Here is an 18,820-nt window from a genome sequence, read left to right as displayed (position 1 = left end):
TGCTTTTATTGGGGTAGATTTTCCACTTTTTTGCATTTGCGCTTCGTTCCACACGCTCAGAGCTTGGGGTTTCCACTTTCTTTGAACCAACAGATTTGAGATTAGCTATGCCTAACGCAACTGCCTCTTGGGGTCAGGATGCAGAGGACGGCAGATTTGGTGATCTTTCAAAGTTGGTGACCCAGAATCTTAAGTTTGTATTGGAGGAGAGCTTTGACTGGGAGATAAAGCACAAAACAGGCTGCAGCCTATATGGTCGCAGTGATTCCAGACAAGACTACAGGAATGGATACCGAACTAGAGACATTCTCACTCGCTTTGGCATGCTTAAAGATGTAAAGGTTCCCAGGCTTCGCTACTCCGGTTTCATACCATCTATCCTGGTGCCAGGACGATTAGCATTTCGTTGGTGACTGTGTATGCATTGCCATAAGCTCGTCACCATCAAAGACACGAAGCACACCATCCTTGAGCCTCACCACAATCTTCTTTCCAACCAGCTTGTAAGGCACCTCATACCTGCTGCCCTCCACGCTTATTGTACAGTCCTTGGCAACCTTGCGATACAACCGCATGGATACATCACAAACATTCGGCGGCAGAGACAGAAGAAATGCTTTTTCAGACTCGAAGCGATCTACTACGCGTTCGCCGGTAGTGCCGTGAATGCGGTGAGACTTTCTTCGAGGAACAAGAGCAGGTCTCTGTTCGCCATCTCAATGTCCCTGAATGAGTAACCTCTCCAGAACCTCTCACGGATGAAATCCATCGGCCTTTCGACCTTGCCTTTTACCCAGGGCGAATAAGCCGGTGCGACTTTCGGGGTGAAGCCATAATGGTCGGCGAGAGTCATCAACCCCTGCGTGAACTCGCTCCTGCCAGCGAGCTTCCCAACAAACACATTTCGCATCCGGTCGTAGAGTATTTCGGCCGGCATACCCCCGAAATAGGTGAAAGCACGCTGGTGAGCGTCAAGAAAGCTGGTCATGTCGCACCGCTCAAGAAACTCGCAATACATCTGACGGGAAAAGCCAAGCACCATGCTGAACATGTAAAGAGTCTTCTCGCTGCCGTCAGAATGGACTACTTTGAAATCACCAAAATCCACCTGAGCTTGCCATCCCGGCCGGTCTCGAAGCGGATATAGGCTATACGACTGTTCTCCTGCTTTATTTCCTGGACCAGGTCCTTGACTATCGTATAGCCGCCACTGTATCCCAGTTTCCTCAATTGGTCAAGAATCCAAGTCGCGCGATAACCCGAGTCTTCGTTTAGCCAGCTTTCGACTGTCGATCTAAAAGGATCCAAAATGCTGGACCTATGCACTTTCGACCGGCATGCTGTTATAAGTAAAGGATTCTGGGCATATTTCTTGACGGTACGCCGGTCCCGGCCGGTCTTTCGGGCTATCTCTCGATAAGATAATCCCTGGCGGTTAAAATAATTGATGTCCACTTTATTCTCCCGTGATATCATAATCGTGACTCCGTGGTTGCTTGCTAACAATCATACGGAGCCAACGGGCGGAAGAGTCATCTCCTCCGCCCAACTTTAACTCACGTGCTTGCGCGCCATAGCGCTACAGCGCGCAGGCGAGTGGTACATTTTTACACCGCTATATTTGGAGAATTTTTCACCGGCGATGACACTAGCTGTCGATGATGTCTTAGGTGATGACGTAGATCACCAGTTGTGCTGGGCGTACAGGATGTCCAGGCTTGCTGATGCTGTAGATGAAGATGATCGAGCTGAGTGTGTAAACGATCTAAGGCAAGTGTATCGAGCAAGGAATAGATCACAGGCTTTAAAAGCTTTTTCCTGCTGGGCAGCGAAATGGACTCATAAATATATCGGATTTGCAGCAGAGCTGGAAAAAGACCTGGGCAAGTTGCTCTCGTTTTTCTCTTGCCCACAATCGCATTGGCAGTATATTCGCACCAACAACCCAATTGAACGGCTAAACCAAGATATTCGCAGCCGATCATATGGCTGGGCTGGATTTCAAAACAGAGAAAGCTGTTACAGGCTTTTATACGGGCTTTTCTATCAGAGAAACAAAGACTGGAAGGAAATACCTAAACTTGATTTTACACACTACAATTGACACGACCTATAATCTTGACATATTGCTGCGCGATCTTTAAGGTGGTGCAATGGAAGATCACGAAACTCCATCCAGCTGACACATGAGAGATGTCGGGCAATAATTTCTATGCTATCGGTGGCGGAAGCACAAATTCACACACCGCAGAGCTGTTGACACTGATACAGATGCCAGCCCTGCTAAGTTTTAAACTTAAAACAGGGCAATATTGATAAACGTGGAACCAAGGATTCGATCTATCGGGGTATCTATATCAACTATGCTGGCAACTGAAAGAAGGCACTTGCTTTTTCTTGCTACATGGATAATAATACCTATAGTCAACAATAAACGTAGGTAATTCTATCCATGAAAAAACGTGGCCCAACCGCTTCCGCAAGAGAAGATGCGAAACGTCTGATAAGAGAGAAAAGCGGGATCATCCGGACTGCTGAAGCAATTCAGGCAGGCATCCACCCACGTACACTTTACGAACTTCGTGACGCTGGCGAACTGGTGCAGATGTCGCGCGGCGTATATCGGCTGGCAGATCAGCAGCCAGTATCGAACATTGATGTTGTGACTGTAGCGGCGCGCATTCCCAGGGCAGTCATCTGTCTTGTTTCGGCTCTGGCTTTCCACGATATTACAACGCAGGTTCCTCACACCGTCTCCATTGCACTCGAAAAAGGTGCCGAGACGCCGCGGTTGGACTATCCGCCCATCACCGTTCATCGCTTCTCTGGCGATACCCTCACTCAGGGAATTCAAGAGCATAAAGTAGATGATGTCGTGGTGCGGGTATACAGTCCGGAGAAAACGCTGGCGGATTGTTTCAGGTTCAGAAACAAGCTCGGAATGGATGTCGTTCTGGAGGCACTTAGGCTTTATAAGGCAAGGAAAACATTCGATATCGGCGAGCTACTTAAGTATGCCAGAATATGCAGGATCGAAAATGTTATGAAGCCTTATATCGAGGCAATGCTGTGAATACTAGACCCATCAAGAATCTTCCCGCTTCAATCCGACAGCGCCTTCTCAATAAGGCCAAGGCTGATAACCGGCCATTCGCCGAACTGCTGCAGTATTACGCGATGGAACGCTTTCTGTATCGCTTATCGCAGTCTCAGCATGCGAACAGGTTTGTCCTAAAGGGTGCTCTGCTGCTGCGCGTCTGGAACTCTCCCGCAACTCGCCCAACAATGGATATTGACATGCTTGGCAGAACCAGTAACAGCGAATCGGATATCATTGCTCAGTTCCAAGATGCGCTTCAAACAGACATTGAGCCGGACGGGCTCATCTTTGACACCCGGACAATTCAGACTGAGCGAATCACGGAAGACGCAGATTATAAAGGAATACGGGTGCGCTTTCAAGGACTGCTGGACTCGGCTAGAGTTAACATGCAAATCGATATCGGATTTGGAGATGTTGTGTATCCCAAGCCGGAGACTTCTGAACTACCAACCATTCTGGATTCTCCGGTACCGCGATTGCTGTGCTACAGTCGCGAGAGTGCTATCGCAGAGAAGTTCGAGGCGATGGTAAAGCTGCGCGAGTTGAACAGTCGGATGAAGGACTTCCACGATATCTGGTTGCTGTCTCGCCAATTCGATTATGATGGTGCAGTGCTTTCTGAAGCTATCAGGCGGACATTCAGCAATCGAAATATGGAATTGACTGAAGAAATCGTGGCTTTTTCCGAAGAGTTCGCTTCCGAGAAGCAAGTACAATGGACGGCTTTTCGAAAACGACTTCGGGTTGATGATTTGCCGGTCGAGTTTAGCGAGATCGCATCGGTAGTGAGAGACTTTCTTGCTCCAGTAGCAACGGCACTACATTCCGGCGAAGCATTCGCTTCAAGCTGGATTGCCCCGGGACCGTGGGTACAGTGAAAAGGCTCGCTAACACGGATTTGGCCAAGCATGAACAGCCGTATAACTGATATCGAAAGCAGAATGATTGAGATTGAGCAGCGACTGGGAGCGCTCGATGCAGAGCGTACCGAGTTAACCCGTGAGTTGAATGAACTCCGAGACCAAGTCGCACTGGAGAAGGAGCGAGTTTGTTCGATATCATCGTTTCCAGATGCGCCAATCACCAACAGCTCACATGCCGAGGAGAAGATCGCTCTCATCCGCAAGCTCTTTCGCGGACGCGATGATGTATATGCCCGCCGATGGGAAAGTCCCAAGACCGGCAAGTCAGGTTACCAACCGGCCTGTCATAATGAGTGGGTAAATGGACTGTGTGATAAGCGCCGCGTGAAATGCGCGGACTGTCCACATCGCGAGTTTCTTCCTCTCACCGATGCAGTTGTTCGCAATCACGTTGCAGGCCACGAGCGAAACGGCGCTGATAGCTCATACCATTTCGTCATTGGCATCTATCCAATGCTCAATGATGAAACCTGCTGGTTCCTTGCGGCAGATTTTGATAAGGCAACATGGCAAGAAGATGCACTGGCATTTATGGATACGTGCGCCATTCACAACGTCCCCGCCGGGCTGGAGCGCTCACGCTCGGGCAATGGAGGTCACGTCTGGATATTCTTTGCTGAACCCGTTCCTGCGAGCCTCGCGCGTCAACTCGGAGCATTCTTAATGACCGACGCCATGAGGCGCAGACCGGAGATCGGGTTTGATTCCTATGATCGATTCTTCCCTAATCAGGACACCCTGCCCAAAGGTGGCTTTGGTAACCTCATCGCGCTGCCGTTCCAGGGTGCAGTTCGCAAGCAGGGCAATACTTTGTTCCTCGACAAACACTTCGTTCCTTACCCCGATCAGTGGGCGTTTCTGTCATCGCTGCGGCCGATAGGCTTGTCTCATCTCATAAGTATCGTCGAGCAGGCTCAAAAGAACGGCCAGATAACCGGTGTGCGGATGGTCGTGACTGATGAATATGATGATGAACCCTGGGCTGCTTCCCCGTCCCGCAAGTTGAGCGATATTCCCATACAAGGTCCGCTCCCGGAAAGTGTGAATCTTGTGCTGGGCAATCAGGTTTATGTGGAGAAAGCTGAACTTCCGGCTGAGCTCAGAAACCGCTTGATCCGGCTGGCTGCATTTCAGAATCCAGAGTTCTACAAGGCGCAGGCGATGCGACTGCCGACATTCGGCAAGCCGAGAATCATCTCGTGCGCTGAGGACTTTCCAAAGCACATCGCACTGCCGCGTGGATGTCTGGATGAAATCGTCGAGTTGCTGCGCTGCCAGGGCGTTGGAGTTAAATTGCAGGATGAGCGATATCCTGGCACGCCTCTTCACTTTGAGTTCCAAGGTGAATTAACTCTTGATCAGGCAAACGCGGCATCAGCATTGCTCTCACAAGATACCGGAGTCCTTGCCGCAAGCACGGCGTTTGGAAAGACCATAATAGCCATCAATGCGGTTACGCAGCGAGGAGTCAACACACTGGTGCTCGTCCACCGGCAGCAACTGCTGGATCAGTGGGTGACCCGTCTCTCGACATTCCTTAATATTGATCCCAAGCAGATCGGCAGAATTGGCGGCGGTAAGCATAAGCCTACAGGTATCATAGATGTTGCGCTTCTCCAGAGCCTGTGCAGGAAAGGCGTGGTGGATGATATCGTCGCCAACTATGGGCATCTGGTTGTCGATGAGTGTCATCATATATCCGCGAGCAGCTTCGAACAAGTAACGCGCGCATGTAAGGCGAAGTATGTGCTTGGGCTGTCGGCAACACCCGCTCGAAAAGACGGGCATCATCCTATCATCTTCATGCAGTGTGGTCCTGTCCGGTACAGAGACAACGCCAGGGATCAAGCGGAGTTGCGCCCATTTGAACACAGGCTCATCGTGCGTAGAACTGACTTCAGATTGCCGCTGGAGCTCTCCGTTCAGGAGAAGCCGCCAATCCAGGACATCTATTCCGCCATCGTTGCGGACACACGCCGTAATGACATGATCCTTGACGATGTCATCAGTGCTATCGAACAGGGGCGTTCGCCGGTCGTTATAACCGAGCGCAAGGAACATTTGGAATTCCTTGCCACTGAGCTCAATAAAGCCATTAAAAATGTAATTGTGCTCAAAGGTGGCATGGGTACGCGCCAGAGAAGGGCCGTGGCTGAGGAACTGGCTGCGATACCGGATACAGAAGAACGGGTGATAATTGCGACCGGTCGTTATCTCGGCGAAGGGTTTGACGACGCCCGACTCGACACTCTTTTTCTCACAATGCCGATCTCCTGGAAAGGCACCCTCGCCCAATATGCAGGACGACTGCACAGGCTTCACGCAGCCAAGAACGAGGTCCGCATATATGACTACGCAGACCTGAATGTGCCAATGCTAGCCAGAATGCATGAGAAGCGACTCAGAGGATACAGAGCGATTGGCTACATCTTCTCTGAAGTGAAGTCAACCTGATACAAAATGGCCTCGATTGTTGCCCGTTATCGGTTATTATGCAATACCAATGCATGATAGCCGATATACGATGTGCTGCGTCTCGCCAACTGCTTGGACCAATGCCGGGTGCACGCCACGTTTATAGTAAATTTCCTCTCCCTTGACGGAGAGAGGGCTAGAGTGAGGGTGAAACCACAACCGTGATCCGGCAGTGTGGCGGCCAATAGTAAAAGAACTGGCTTTAGCATCGGCAATTACTCCGCAACATGTGGCAGATCTAGTTGGAATGTCCCACAAGGTATCGGATTGAAGATGCTCTCAAGAATCAACTCGGAATAGATGGTTGATAGCCATTTCCAGATCCTCAAGTTCATAATCATCAAATATAGTCACTTCCTCGGAATCCTGTCCGAGCATCAATCTCAGTCCATTGAGAAACCGTGATAGGAGAAGATAGTGTGGATCATCTTCATGGGCAGGGAAAACCTTCTTCACAAGATCAAGTGTCTTCGCAGCAGCTCTTACTATGTCATCGAAAAACTGGGAAAGCTTGTCCTTATGCCGCTCATAAAGCACATGGTCCCAAGATTCTTCTGAAAGCAGGAAAGTATGCAGAATGCCCATGAGTTCTATCATCGGCTGTAGAGCCAGTAGAATACCAGCTATTCCCAGGTAGGCTTGGAGTTCTAGAGGCGTCTCTACGTCCATATGAGGCAGTAGTGTTATTATATCTTCGGGGACATCCACTATGATGAATGTGTGGAGCATTTCTATATGGCCATCTGCAATCTCTTCCAAATTATGCGAAGCAACTCTGTACGCCTTGTCTATAAGCCGCTTCCCTTCACGAATAGGTATGAAATAGAAAAAGTCAGCAGCATCTTGTAATCCAATCAGTGCCGATGCCAGTGGAACGAACGATCTATCAAGCTGATATATATTCTCAACCGAGTAGGCTATAGGGATATATGTGAACTTGCCATCAGTATATATTTTATTGGGCAAGATGATGCCCGCTTGGTCGCTACTGACATTGGCAAGTAATTCTCTAGCTTTGTTAAGTAAAGCATTTGCATGAGCTTCTCGCTTAGTCCTGACATAATTTAGTGGATCCGCTTGCGGCAAGGCCGGTGGGTCTAGAACCCAGACTTCAAGCAGTTCATCTAGCTGCTTATAGACAGTGGTCTCTTCTGCATCCAAGCTCGATGCATAGAAGTAGTCTGACGAAATCCGAAACAGGTCATCAAATGCAGCATGAAGGTTTGGTAATAGTGCGACCACATCCTTGAAGTTGATGATGCATAGTCGGCCTGTGTGATGATCTTTTTCCTCGTAGTATTCCATAAGTTGCTGTACAAAGTTTTGCAGATGGCTTGAGAATCCGCTTACAGCGCTCCTGAGTGCAGATTCTATTTTTTGGGGTGCCTGCTTGGGTGGATCTACAGCCTTTTGCATAGACTCAAACAAACGGACTGTTAGCTTACCATTATCGAGAGCGCGATTAAGATCGTAGCGTTTGCCGGCGATTGTACGCTGAGCCATCTTTTCGAGTGCATGAACAAAGGAGAGAGCATCACAGCGAATGCCATACCACAGTTTCTGATAGCTGTAGTAGCTATCTGAGGTGTATCGTACGCCAATGAGGTCTTTCCAGACTACGTTCTTCTCAACGTCTGATCTCAGATGCAGATTTTCGCGGGGAATCTCCTTATATGTCTCATCTACCAGAGGCATCATACCAGCAGGCAGCAGCCATAATCCTTGGGATTTGTAGCACTGACAAAACGGGAATACGGAGCGAAAAACCTCGAGCCTGGATACTGCTTGGGCGTTTGGTGTATCGTCGCCTGCATGATCTATAAAGAACTCAACGTAGATATCAGTTTCTGTGAGATCGATGGTAACACTATCCGTCTGGACTTTCAGGTAACCGACAATTTGACTACGGTTCCTATCGAACCAATTCAGATATAGTGGCTCGTCATATCGGTACAACCCTATAGCAAATCTGCAAAAGGCTGTCAGCTCTAGATCAAAAACAGATGGTTCTTCAATTACATCATCACGAATGGACGGCCATACCGCTATGTCGACTCCAGATATAGCGCACCAGTCTAGGAAGTCCCCAAGGCTTTTGACATCCGATATGAGGGCAGTCCCTGGAATACGAAGACAGACTTCTTCAAGGAATTGCTTGCACATATTTAGACCACGCTCGCCTGTATGGAACTTGAGCGACAGATCTTTAAGTGCTGGAAAAGCGCCGACTTTTTCAGGAGAGTCGCCAAAAATCTCAAGCATTTCATTGATCGTATTGACTCTAACTGTTGGCGAAAAGCTCACACCGAGAAGGAATGGTCCCCCGGGCCCCGCTAGATTGAAAGCGGCATCAAACAAATCCTGGTTCATCCGCACTGCGCGAGCCTCTCCGCCCTGGAAGAGACCTTGCAGTATCGCCAGAGTGGTCGCGACCTCTGATTCCAAGGCTCTTTGCGCCAATGCTGACAAGAATGACTTGTGCTCAAGTCTATTCCAGCAGAGGGCATTCGCCGTAAATGTGGCAAGACCATCCAGAGGTATGGCGTCTATCACCTTCAAGGCTGTGTTGGTTGGCGATGGGTAATCATCGTGAAGCAACTCCACCAAATGCTCAGATCTGACTTGATGAAGGCCACGGAATTGTCCATCTTCGGAGGTAACGTATTCTCCTATCAGTGATGCGAGCACTTGTTGGGGATCTTTGGTAAGATGAATTGTTTGCATTAATTTTCTGATGTCTACAGAAACACCAAGGAAATCAGCGAGCGTGACACACCTGAGAATCTCGATCTTCGCACTGTCTTCGCTCAGCATGTCAAAAGCTTTTATCTGATCACTCAGCCGCTCCTGCAACATCTGACCATGGGTAATAAGGTAAACGTATTCCATAAGCAAGTGCGTTTCGCCAACCTTCTCATATGCCCATTCCGCAGAGTCTACCGACGGATGTACCTTGCCTTGCGCCTTGAATGACTGGAATATCTTCTTTGCTTCCTCTATGCTGAGATATGGTTCTATCAGCCTGTAGGTCAAGCTGCTTTGGCGAGAGAAGCGATGCCAGTCTTCCATCCGTATTGTAACAAGGACACGGGCACCTTTTGACATAGCAGTCTGAGCAATGATAGACCATAGACTAGTGCGCCAGTCAGCCCCATCTATAAGCACCAAGATCGGTAAGCCCAAGCTACGTTGAAAGTCGATATAGTTCAGAATACGCTCTACTTGCTCTGGCTCTTGAGCTACACGAATAAGAAAAGTGTTCTCGGCTGCCCAGTATGTACGAGCATACCGATAAGCTAGTGCGGATTTGCCCTGCCCGCTGGCAGAACGAATCACGCAGACACTACTCATCGCGAGTGCTTCATCAATCCGTTCCATCCATTCGGGTCGGAGAACATCCACACCGGCTGCGATATGTCCAGGACGAGTTCCTTTTCCCTCGAAGAAATCAAAGGGACTAGAATCCTTATCCCAAGATATACGTGTGACAAGTCCTGCGCCATAAGCATCGAAATCACTCTGCCTTGCCAAGTTCTCGTTGGTATCCACGTATACCCGATCAATATCAGCACGAACAACATGTTTGCGATTCGCTGCCCAGTCCAGCACATGCGCTAACAGCACACGGATATGAATCTCTACGGCATCGCTGTTGAGACGGAAAGCCTTTGATGCCGCCCTGCGCAACGACTGCCATACCTTTTCCTCCGGAAGCGATGTTATTGTTAGCCTGTTTACTAATTGATCTGCTTCAGAAGACGATATACTTGCTTTTTTACAGAGGTTTCGCAGCATCCTTTGAATCTGTGCTTTATCTTTCCTTGACAGCACATGTATCCGGGCTAATCGCGAAAGGCTGTCACGAAGCGCAAAGTCTACAACGAGTTCGAAGCGGGCATCAGGGTCAATACGCATAACTTCAACAAAATGCTCCAACGGCTCGCGGAGTCTTGACCATGACCAGGGGTTAGCTGAACTCTTGACCTGGACACATGTAGATCCGACCCGTATCCTCGCTATGTCGAGGTCCTCGATGCACTCCAACATGACCGTGTGCACGTGTGAGTTGTCATCGCACAGATCCAGCACCCTGAGCGTGGAGTACAAGACTTGATACCTAATCCCAGATATATTTGCCGCACCATGGTAGCGAGCTCTGACCAGAGCATCCAGCTGTGTCGATATGTGGTTATTTACATTCGTGTTCTTCATGATCTGGAACTATTATAGCGTAAATCCACTTTCACCAGACTGTTTTATAGTGGTTAGCCACCATCCCTCAAAAGAAACAACAGTGAAAATATGCTCGCAGGCCATATTCGATTCGTTCAACACATAAACTATCACTTAGGCGAACCTAAACGGGGAGCATTCTAGGGCGCAGAGTTTCCAAAGTTAGATTATGATGTTCATTTCCATCTCGTACGCTTCCTGGAATTTCCGTCGGAGAAGGTTCTTGCGACCATTCTGCTGAACCCACACTTGGTGGTTTATATATTCTCATTGTGACCGCGCTTTGGCGAGTCAGGCAGGTTCTTTACAATGTCCATCAAAATAGCATTTTTAGACACAATGACTCTATTGCACTACCAGTGGATCGACCAGATCGACTGGCCCAAGGTATTGGGTACCGAGCATGTCGAACTGGTGATAGCACCTGTCATATTCCGCGAACTTGATAAGCACAAAGAGAGCCACCAAAAGAAGCGAATCAAAGAACGTGCTGCCTGTGCCACGAAGAAGCTTCTGGATCTGCTCCGAAATGGCGGGACCATCCGCGCAAGCGTTACCATCAGGTTCCTACGTAGCGAACCGAGTCAAGAATTCCAGACAGATGGGCTGGATTTCAAATGGATGGATGACAGGTTGCTTGCTCACGTGTTGGAATACCTGGCGGAACAACCCGGCGGCGATGTTGTGATTGTTTCGCACGACTCAGCAGTGCAGGCGAAGGCATTGCTCCGTGGCATTCAGGTATTCGATCTTCCAAACGAATTATTGCTGCCAGTGGAGCCTGATGAATCAGAAAAGCGTATCCGGGAACTGGAGCAGGAGAATCGGAAGTTGACAGATCGCATCCCGAAGGTCGATATCTGCTTTGGCAATCGCATGAAGCACGCTGAAGTGCGGATTCTATCCAGCTCGGATATGCTTCAGGGCGAGATCGACAGGCAAATGCATTCAGCCATGCAGCAGTTCTCGAAGATATCAAGCCATTCAGCAATGGGGATTCTGCAGCCGAGCTTAGTTAGATCGCATAATTCCGATATGGAGCAGTTTCACGAAGAGTATAGAGCCTATTTGAATGAGAACCTGGCATTCTGGCACAGGATAGCGCCAATGGATATTATTATACGGAATAGTGGCAATTACCCTGCGCACGACGTGGATATAATGCTGACCATGCCGGACAACGTCATTGCAGCCTACGATGTATCTTCTCTTCCTGATTTGCCGGATGAACCAGAACCGCCTAGGCCCAGGAGCATGTCAGATTCCTTAGCCATGCTTGCCTCGATAACCCCACCGGAGGTGTATATTGTTAGGGCTATCCGCGACCTAAAGAACTCGAGTTCACAGAATGTTGAGCGTCCAATCATCTATAAAGATGGCCCGATAGAGGTCCACTACCATGTGAAGCGTGTGAAGCACAACCTTGACGAGCCACTGGGACCGTTATATTTGGAGTTTGCTTCTGTTGAGTCAGCGAGCAACTTCCAGATCGGATGTGTGATTACGGTGGGAAATGTGCCATCGGAGATCAAGGCCAAGCTCAACGTAAAGATTGAAAGGGTTCTGAGCCTACCGGATAGAGGGGATGATCAGAAGGAATGAGTAGACCGATTAGGCCTGAGTGGCAGGAGATGTCGCCAGAGCAGTTGATTTCCCTGTCAGAATCGACGCAGGATGACTTCCGGCACAACCGGAGTGACATCTACAAAGCAGCGGCAGACAAATATCAGGAGGCCGGTGACCAAGAGAGCTATCAGAAGATGGTGTATGAGGCGTTGGCATTCGATCTCAGTCCACATAAGAACCAAGGCTACAGGTTCGGTTGTCAGTTTGGTATGACCTATGAGAACGGCGAAGAGATCCAGTATCCTGACCGGAGCAAGCATTTCTCCGATGAATGCATTGAATACTACAAGCTCCGGTCCGTTGAGACTACCAATCCTATACTCAAGGCACGCTACGCGGATGTCGTCTGGGATATGCGACCTTCCGGCAACTACAGGCAGGCACTGCTCGCCACCGAATCCTATATAGAATGCGCAGATGTATACCTAAGCAACATGGTATCAGGCGACCATTGGGGAATCGAGCTTGCTGATGCACTTACGCGGGCACTTTCCTTATCACTCCAGCTCAACAACACTGAGTTAGTTGAGTGTGCCCTGACCAAGGATCTGGAAATAATGGACAAGCTGGCTGCCGCCCGGCAGTATCGGTGGACGCTTGATATCCTAAGGTCCATTGCCGACCGGGAGAAACTGAAAGATTCTGTTGATCTATCTCGACTACGGGCACTCGCTGAAAATGCCGTTGAACACTATGCTGCTAATATCCCTGATAGTCACCCGATCCAGCGGAGCTTCCTTGAGGTGATCGCTGATCTCTGGAAACTGGAGGGGAATGATGACCAAGTCCTCGATACAAGATCACGTGTAGCTGCGTCACACGAAGACGAAGCTGCATTGAAGAGTGGGAGCCATCTCATTTCCATTGTGGTATTGAGAAAGCACTTCAGGCCTATGTGGAACTGGGCAACGCGCCAGAGAAAGTAGCGGAACTGAAGGCTGCGATAGAACGAGAGCACAAGTTGGCGCAGGAGGAATATCGGTCGGTAGAGACCAAGATTGAGATACCACACGAGGTGATCAATCAGTGGCTGGACCCATATCGCGCCCTGCCCATACGGGAATGTCTGCTGCTGCTAAGTTCTGACCCTAATATACTGCCATCCTATGATGCCGCCTATGCTCAGGCTGTCGACGAAGCGAAGCAGTTTGTCTTTCTGAACATTGCCCCGGTTCGCATTCAAACAGATGAGATGACCGTCAAGAGGATTGATGATGAAGATGGAAAACTTGCCTATGGCGCGGCTCGCAACTTCAGAATGCGCTATCTCTTCGCCGCAACTTTCTTCATTCCTCATCTGTTTGAGCTCCTCAAGAGCAATGATCCGGATTACCTCGGTGTAGTCCGCCAGCACATAGCTGAGTCCGACATCATAGACGAATGCCGATTGGCCTTGATCACAGCTGGTCTGGAAGCATTCAACCGCGATGACCATATCGCTTGTATACACATTCTTCTCCCGCAAATTGAGGGAGCGTTGAGGGACTTCTTGGGATGCTTGGGAATGCCAAAGACGAATTTCCTCGGCCTTGGCGACTGGGAGGCCCAGACGCTAAACCGGATACTCGACATCTTAGCGGATATTGAAGGCTTTGATTCGGACTTCGTATGGCTGATCAGGCTTCTTCTTGCCGACAAGTTAGGAGACAATCTGCGGAATGAAGCTGCCCACGGAATAGCAAAACCTGAGAAGTTCAACTGGCGGAACGCGGCATCGTTGCTGTTCATTATTGTGAAATTGACCGCGTATCGCTTTTTGCCTGCTCATCCAATTCCAGAATAAGATCAGCTAAGTAATGGATGATGTTACAGCTATTGGAGACAACCACCAATTCATTGGTAGGGAGTTCCGACATCGCTCATCTTTCCTTGTACAAAGTGTCGGTAGTTATCGATATATACCGACGAATAGCTACTGACACTGACACGGATGCCAGCCTTTGAACAGGACTGTGCCGCTGAAGTTTGTTGCGATAGCACGCAAGACTTGAGTGACATAATAGTCCTTCTCTACGATCTGGGCGCTGATGCGTTCCATGCCACGCTGCTCTTTTAACCAGGCGGTCGTCTCGGTGAGAATCGGACCAAAGTCCTCGTGCTCAAAAAGTTTCATTTCGCTAGCCACTCCTTAGCATATTTCATGCATCGCAGTCGCCCGAAGTCGTACCTGGACAGCGGGTTCAATGACGATCTTAGCTTCACAAGTTCTGGTTTTCTGATCCTTGCCTCCTGTCCCAACGCCCCGAGCATGGCTCGCACTCGCGGCGGTTCCTGCATCGCTGCTTCGGCCAGCTTGGCAAACATGCCTGGTTCCTTGATGATACGCAACAGCTATGAACAGTTTCCTCGGGCGAAAGCTGCTTGTTTCGCCTGTCCCCAGCAGGGTACCATGCGAGTTGACAAAACAGCTCAATACCATTACCATTTGTAATGGTATTGCTGGTCATTACCAACTACGGGCGTTGATACGCAGCATCAGGCAGGCCACAGATGAAGACTACAACATTCTTCACCACCCACCCGGTGTTTACCTACGATGAGTTTGCTGCGTTCGCAGCCACGCATGGTTCGGGTAGGCTGAAACGCTGTATCTCAGGTATCATGCAATGCAGATGCATGATAGCCGATAACATAGCCTGCCACTAATTAGTAGGCTATACATGACCCCTCAAACCTCAACCAATTCACGCTCAAAAACCCTGTTTCTCCAGCTCAATCTGAACGTTTGGTCATGTTCCGGTATTCCATCGGGGCTACCAAAAGTGAAGCGAGAAACCGTCTCTGTGATGGTTTCTCGCTTTTTGCTTATCTGGACTCAAAACGCCGTTTTGAGCGTAAAACTGAGCGTGAGACACCCCCAAACAGTCCCTACCTGACCTAATTCTTGAGCACTCACTTGAAATCGAACTCCTCGCGAATTTGCCCTGTTTTGCCGGGATTTTGGCTGTGTTCTCTGAATCTTGAACACTTGAGGGGGTTCGATTTCAAGATTTTTGAGCTCAAGTTCGAATCTACATTCGGGGCGAGTTCGAAACCCTGGCATCGGACAGAGAAAATCCGCTGGGATGAACACGCGCAATTCAGTGCCTTATTGCCCGTCTTGTTATCATGTATAATGGCTGCGAGGAGTGTGCTGACTATGCGAAACCTTATGCTGATATGCCTTGTGCTTGCGGTTGTGTCGGTTTCGACTGTTCGAGCTGACCACGGACGAGTGGTCTATCTGTATTCCGCTGAACTTGCGAAGAGCAGCGATAACGGAGCCAATGCTCCGACGTCAGGCCGCATCGACGTTATGGAATCTGACCTGCGATCAGGTAAGCGGTCAACCCTCATAAACGGCTTCTACAACGGGGCCTATCAAGACTTCGCAGGTTCGAGCATAGCAGTTTCGTGTAATGGCGGCTACGTCGCCATCGGCCAGAGTCCGACCATCGCAGCCATAAGTGATGCTGATATCAAGCTGACGCCGAGCGGCCTTCGGCTGTGGGATAGAAAGACCAGGCGGGTCAGAACCATATATCCGGGATACACCAATGAGCAGTTGCTGTGGTCAGGCTCCGGTCGGTATCTCGCAATCGTGGACCCCTATTCCGATGGTCCGGTTCGTATCTATGACGCTTACCTCGGACGCATGAAAGCTTATTCGGGATACGGTGGGTTCACATGCGCGGCATGGTCTGCAAAACGCAACGAGTTAATCTTGGTGGTATCGTCGACAAAGAAAGGCTCGACCATATATGCTCAGCCTGTAACTGGACGCCGGAGAGTTCTGTTCAGGTGGCGTGACACTATCGATGCCGTAGCCGAGCTTGGAGATGGCACCGGCTATGCGCTGTGTGATGGCATAGGAGTCTTCTTATACAAATCCAACGGCAGAACCAAAAGGCTGCCAATTCACCGTTCGCACAACGACCCATGGGGAATCACTTTGCTGTCTCAATCGAAAGGCTCATGGATGGCTGCGCTCGCATCATACTCATACGGTGAGCCGCATGTCAACACCGACGAAGCCCTATATGCATTAAAATCCGATGGTTGCGCGTTTCGGCGTATCGCCAAATGGCAGTCTTCATATCTGAGTATCCAGCCCGATGGCGGCTCGATAATATTCATGGAAGCGGTTGGCTGGCTGAAAAATCCATCCAAGGTGGTGCTTCGAGGACAGGTCACCTGGGGAGGCGAAGCGGTTGTCGACAATCGAAGCGACCAGTTTCAATTCTGGACATTCGACATGCCGCATGCTCGCATCGGAAAGATGATATTCGACAGCGGGCCGGGATGTCTGTCGGCGGCTTGGTGGTCAGACTAATAGCAGAGTTGTTTATCGCGTGAATCCCCACTTCCTCCGTTGCTCCTCCCAGTCAGCAGGAATTCTTCCAATCAGCTTGTTTTGGCTGAAGCCGTCCGGTTCATTGCCGTCCAAGATTGCCTCCACTATATCTGGAGCCAGCAACGTAAACCGGAGAAGCCGGGGCATATACGTAACACAAATGCCTAGAGCTTCAGCCATCTCTCGCATCGAGCGATACTTGCCGGACTCCAGCATCTCTAGCCAGCAGTAAGCTCGACCGATAGCTATAGCAAAGGCGTTGTCGCAACCGTTCTCCATCGCCCCGTCGAGACCAGTCGGCACAGTAATCTTTTTCCGCCCTCCGCGCTTCTTAATTTTCATCGGAATACGCACGCTTATTCCGCCTGCGTCCTCGACAAGTGATATACCGCTCATCGCTCGTTTGTCCTTTCATTTTCATCGTGTGTATTGTCCAGAGATGACAGGAGGGAGTGAATACCATCGGTTCGAAGCCGCACATTCAGACCGTCAACGCTCACAGTCACACGCTCGACAAGACATCCGACTATTCGCCGCTGCTCCGCAGGGTTAAGCTCTTCCCAGACGGCGTCGAAGTCCTTCAGGGCATCGATCACTTCCCACTGAGTGGGCGTGATGTCGGGTCCTTCCTCGCTGGCGAGCTGCTTAGCCGCAAGATATGTCTGTGCTATCATCTCTGGGGAATGGAAGAGCGCGCGGATCTGACCAATCACCGCCTGCTCCATATCGCCTGCCGCGACTGTTTTTACCGGGCAGCAGTCATAGCCACTCTTGCTGGCTTTGGTGCAGACATAGTAGCGGTAAGTCCTGCCGGCCTTCCGGGTGTATGTGCTGATCATCGCTCGGTCGCAGTGCCTGCAGCGGATGATACCACCGAGCAGCGCAGGGACCGATTCGTGGCTTCTTTGGGTCTTCCTCGGGTTTGCATGGATCATCGCCTGTGCCGCGTCCCACTGGCTTTTAGAGATGATTGCGTCGTGTTCTCCAGGGTAGCAATCGTCTTTGTGAACGGTTTCGCCGAGATAAGTGCGGTTTGAAAGCATGCGGTAGATGAGGGAGGCGTTCCAAGGCTTACCTTCTCTATATTTACCGTCTCTGGTGGTCCATGATTTGGTCGTAACGCCTTTTGCATTCAGTTCCTTTGCTGTGGTAAGCCCTGAGCCTACTTCAGCAAAGCGTTTGAAGATGTGGCGCACCGTTCGGGCTTCTCCAGGGTTTATCAGGAGTTTATGCGTCGTCGGGCAGATATCGTAACCCAGCAAGGGTGTGCCGCCCATGAACTTGCCCTTGCGCTTCGACGCCGCCACCTTGTCGCGCACCCTCTCGGCTATGATGGCGCGCTCAAACTCGGCGAAACTCATCAAAATATTGAGCGTCAATTTCCCTATGGCAGTCGTAGTCGAAAAGTTCTGCGTGACACTCACGAATGAGACATCGTGCTCTTCGAAAAGCTCCATCAGCCGGGCGAAGTCGAGGAGCGACCTGGAGAGCCTGTCAACCTTGTAGGTGACTACCGCGTCTATCTTGCCTGCGCGGATGTCGTCGAGAAGTCGCTGCAGACCGGGCCTTTCGGTGTTAGCTCCAGTGAAACCTCCGTCTGAGTAGATATCCGGCAGCGCCGTCCAGCCCTCATGCTTCTGGCTCGTGATATATGCTTCGCTGGACTCCCGCTGGGCATCGAGGCTATTGAACACCACGTTCACTGACCCGATGAACCCGCCCGATGTGAGCGTCGATCAGATCGCGCTCATCCACGAGCGCTCCAGGAAGCGCTACTACAAGATTGCATTTCTTGCAGAAGACCCGCAAGGGACACTTGAGGTGAACGGTGTCCACTACTCAGAGACCGGACTGGAAACGCAAATCATCGGTGTCTTCTTCCGGTTCGAGGAAGCCGAGGCAAACGGGATCACTATTCGGGAGTATGGCTTCTTTGGAGGCAATGTCGAGTATGTCCCAAGCGTTAGTTCCGACTATGCCGAGGGCGGCGTGTTTAACCAGTCCAGCAATCCATCCGGACAGGTGAAAAGCCCGGGCTATCTGTATGAAGTGAAGAACATCCCTGATTTCAACAAGACGTCCGACACGCGCGTCGAGCTTGTCGGGGTCATCAAGATATAAGGAGAC

Annotated in this window: 19 protein-coding genes; 11 read left to right on the top strand and 8 right to left on the bottom strand. The window is 50.2% G+C overall.

Annotation, left to right across the window (positions count from 1 at the left end):
- The first annotated feature begins 107 nt into the window (after positions 1 to 107).
- Entirely contained in the window at positions 108 to 413 is a 306-nt protein-coding gene (locus ABFD83_00690) for a transposase (GenBank protein MEN6355580.1), read from the top strand.
- Here the strand turns inward: ABFD83_00690 and ABFD83_00685 are convergent.
- The 3 genes from ABFD83_00685 to ABFD83_00675 all read right to left on the bottom strand — a co-directional run bounded on the left by ABFD83_00685 (position 396) and on the right by ABFD83_00675 (position 1,476).
- Complete coding sequence (locus ABFD83_00685; protein MEN6355579.1) at positions 396 to 575, bottom strand: hypothetical protein; 180 nt, start codon at positions 573 to 575, stop codon at positions 396 to 398. The genes ABFD83_00690 and ABFD83_00685 overlap by 18 nt on opposite strands.
- A 65-nt stretch (positions 576 to 640) precedes the next feature.
- Positions 641 to 1,108 (bottom strand): DDE-type integrase/transposase/recombinase, encoded by a 468-nt coding sequence (locus ABFD83_00680; protein MEN6355578.1) that lies wholly within the window; start codon positions 1,106 to 1,108, stop codon positions 641 to 643.
- Positions 1,084 to 1,476, bottom strand: coding sequence for a hypothetical protein (locus ABFD83_00675; protein MEN6355577.1), 393 nt, complete (start codon positions 1,474 to 1,476; stop codon positions 1,084 to 1,086). Before ABFD83_00675 ends, ABFD83_00680 begins: the two co-directional genes overlap by 25 nt.
- Positions 1,477 to 1,642: 166 nt before the next feature.
- Between ABFD83_00675 and ABFD83_00670 the strand changes: the two genes are divergently transcribed.
- The 4 genes from ABFD83_00670 (at position 1,643) to ABFD83_00655 (ending at position 6,480) form a co-directional block, all read left to right on the top strand.
- Positions 1,643 to 2,104: a transposase gene (locus ABFD83_00670; GenBank protein MEN6355576.1), complete on the top strand. Its 462-nt coding sequence runs from the start codon at positions 1,643 to 1,645 to the stop codon at positions 2,102 to 2,104.
- Between the two features lie 348 nt (positions 2,105 to 2,452).
- A complete protein-coding gene (locus ABFD83_00665) occupies positions 2,453 to 3,073 on the top strand; it encodes a type IV toxin-antitoxin system AbiEi family antitoxin domain-containing protein (protein MEN6355575.1) in 621 nt (206 codons plus the stop codon).
- Complete coding sequence (locus ABFD83_00660; protein ID MEN6355574.1) at positions 3,070 to 3,981, top strand: nucleotidyl transferase AbiEii/AbiGii toxin family protein; 912 nt, start codon at positions 3,070 to 3,072, stop codon at positions 3,979 to 3,981. Before ABFD83_00665 ends, ABFD83_00660 begins: the two co-directional genes overlap by 4 nt.
- Before the next feature lie 30 nt (positions 3,982 to 4,011).
- Positions 4,012 to 6,480 (top strand): DEAD/DEAH box helicase family protein, encoded by a 2,469-nt coding sequence (locus ABFD83_00655; protein ID MEN6355573.1) that lies wholly within the window; start codon positions 4,012 to 4,014, stop codon positions 6,478 to 6,480.
- Positions 6,481 to 6,780: 300 nt separating this feature from the next.
- Here the strand turns inward: ABFD83_00655 and ABFD83_00650 are convergent, their stop codons facing one another.
- The gene (locus tag ABFD83_00650) at positions 6,781 to 10,713 is read right to left on the bottom strand and encodes a hypothetical protein (protein MEN6355572.1); all 3,933 of its coding nucleotides are present in this window, start codon (positions 10,711 to 10,713) and stop codon (positions 6,781 to 6,783) included.
- 330 nt (positions 10,714 to 11,043) lie between these two features.
- On the opposite strand from ABFD83_00650, the gene ABFD83_00645 reads away from it, so the two are divergent.
- The 3 genes from ABFD83_00645 to ABFD83_00635 are packed head-to-tail and all read left to right on the top strand — an operon-like array spanning position 11,044 to position 14,143.
- Positions 11,044 to 12,336 (top strand): PIN domain-containing protein, encoded by a 1,293-nt coding sequence (locus tag ABFD83_00645; GenBank protein ID MEN6355571.1) that lies wholly within the window; start codon positions 11,044 to 11,046, stop codon positions 12,334 to 12,336.
- Positions 12,333 to 13,286, top strand: coding sequence for a hypothetical protein (locus ABFD83_00640; GenBank protein MEN6355570.1), 954 nt, complete (start codon positions 12,333 to 12,335; stop codon positions 13,284 to 13,286). Before ABFD83_00645 ends, ABFD83_00640 begins: the two co-directional genes overlap by 4 nt.
- On the top strand, positions 13,256 to 14,143 hold the full coding sequence (locus ABFD83_00635) for a DUF4209 domain-containing protein (GenBank protein ID MEN6355569.1): 888 nt from the start codon (positions 13,256 to 13,258) through the stop codon (positions 14,141 to 14,143). The genes ABFD83_00640 and ABFD83_00635 overlap by 31 nt, the downstream gene beginning before the upstream one ends.
- A gap of 129 nt (positions 14,144 to 14,272) precedes the next feature.
- On the opposite strand, the gene ABFD83_00630 is transcribed toward ABFD83_00635, so the two are convergent.
- Together ABFD83_00630 and ABFD83_00625 are read right to left on the bottom strand one after the other, a co-directional pair.
- Entirely contained in the window at positions 14,273 to 14,473 is a 201-nt protein-coding gene (locus tag ABFD83_00630) for a hypothetical protein (protein MEN6355568.1), read from the bottom strand.
- Positions 14,470 to 14,688, bottom strand: a complete 219-nt coding sequence (locus ABFD83_00625; protein ID MEN6355567.1) for a hypothetical protein — start codon at positions 14,686 to 14,688, stop codon at positions 14,470 to 14,472. Before ABFD83_00625 ends, ABFD83_00630 begins: the two co-directional genes overlap by 4 nt.
- Before the next feature lie 162 nt (positions 14,689 to 14,850).
- Here ABFD83_00625 and ABFD83_00620 point away from each other — a divergent pair, with 162 nt between their 5' ends.
- Both ABFD83_00620 and ABFD83_00615 read left to right on the top strand, forming a co-directional pair.
- Positions 14,851 to 15,006, top strand: a complete 156-nt coding sequence (locus tag ABFD83_00620) for a hypothetical protein (protein ID MEN6355566.1) — start codon at positions 14,851 to 14,853, stop codon at positions 15,004 to 15,006.
- A gap of 493 nt (positions 15,007 to 15,499) precedes the next feature.
- Positions 15,500 to 16,672 (top strand): hypothetical protein, encoded by a 1,173-nt coding sequence (locus ABFD83_00615; GenBank protein MEN6355565.1) that lies wholly within the window; start codon positions 15,500 to 15,502, stop codon positions 16,670 to 16,672.
- Positions 16,673 to 16,684: 12 nt separating this feature from the next.
- Here ABFD83_00615 and ABFD83_00610 read toward each other — a convergent pair whose 3' ends face one another.
- The gene (locus ABFD83_00610) at positions 16,685 to 17,089 is read right to left on the bottom strand and encodes a hypothetical protein (GenBank protein MEN6355564.1); all 405 of its coding nucleotides are present in this window, start codon (positions 17,087 to 17,089) and stop codon (positions 16,685 to 16,687) included.
- Positions 17,086 to 18,396 (bottom strand): recombinase family protein, encoded by a 1,311-nt coding sequence (locus ABFD83_00605; protein ID MEN6355563.1) that lies wholly within the window; start codon positions 18,394 to 18,396, stop codon positions 17,086 to 17,088. The genes ABFD83_00610 and ABFD83_00605 overlap by 4 nt, the downstream gene beginning before the upstream one ends.
- Between ABFD83_00605 and ABFD83_00600 the strand changes: the two genes are divergently transcribed.
- The gene (locus ABFD83_00600; protein MEN6355562.1) at positions 18,380 to 18,814 is read left to right on the top strand and encodes a hypothetical protein; all 435 of its coding nucleotides are present in this window, start codon (positions 18,380 to 18,382) and stop codon (positions 18,812 to 18,814) included. The two genes, ABFD83_00605 and ABFD83_00600, sit on opposite strands and share 17 nt — an antisense overlap.
- Positions 18,815 to 18,820 lie beyond the last annotated feature (6 nt).

The sequence above is a fragment of the Armatimonadota bacterium genome (assembly GCA_039679645.1).
In the GTDB taxonomy this organism is placed as follows: Bacteria; Armatimonadota; UBA5829; order UBA5829; family UBA5829; genus UBA5829.
The sequence above is the reverse complement of the archived record's forward strand: the minus strand, read 5'-3'. Positions and strand labels throughout refer to the sequence as shown.

Coding starts and splice junctions, on each gene's coding strand:
- ABFD83_00690 (MEN6355580.1), top strand. CDS start 108: ATGCCTAACGCAACTGCCTCTTGGGGTCAGGATGCAGAGGACGGCAGA.
- ABFD83_00685 (MEN6355579.1), bottom strand. CDS start 575: ATGCGGTTGTATCGCAAGGTTGCCAAGGACTGTACAATAAGCGTGGAG.
- ABFD83_00675 (MEN6355577.1), bottom strand. CDS start 1,476: ATGATATCACGGGAGAATAAAGTGGACATCAATTATTTTAACCGCCAG.
- ABFD83_00670 (MEN6355576.1), top strand. CDS start 1,643: ATGACACTAGCTGTCGATGATGTCTTAGGTGATGACGTAGATCACCAG.
- ABFD83_00665 (MEN6355575.1), top strand. CDS start 2,453: ATGAAAAAACGTGGCCCAACCGCTTCCGCAAGAGAAGATGCGAAACGT.
- ABFD83_00655 (MEN6355573.1), top strand. CDS start 4,012: ATGAACAGCCGTATAACTGATATCGAAAGCAGAATGATTGAGATTGAG.
- ABFD83_00650 (MEN6355572.1), bottom strand. CDS start 10,713: ATGAAGAACACGAATGTAAATAACCACATATCGACACAGCTGGATGCT.
- ABFD83_00645 (MEN6355571.1), top strand. CDS start 11,044: ATGTCCATCAAAATAGCATTTTTAGACACAATGACTCTATTGCACTAC.
- ABFD83_00640 (MEN6355570.1), top strand. CDS start 12,333: ATGAGTAGACCGATTAGGCCTGAGTGGCAGGAGATGTCGCCAGAGCAG.
- ABFD83_00630 (MEN6355568.1), bottom strand. CDS start 14,473: ATGAAACTTTTTGAGCACGAGGACTTTGGTCCGATTCTCACCGAGACG.
- ABFD83_00620 (MEN6355566.1), top strand. CDS start 14,851: ATGAAGACTACAACATTCTTCACCACCCACCCGGTGTTTACCTACGAT.
- ABFD83_00615 (MEN6355565.1), top strand. CDS start 15,500: ATGCGAAACCTTATGCTGATATGCCTTGTGCTTGCGGTTGTGTCGGTT.
- ABFD83_00610 (MEN6355564.1), bottom strand. CDS start 17,089: ATGAGCGGTATATCACTTGTCGAGGACGCAGGCGGAATAAGCGTGCGT.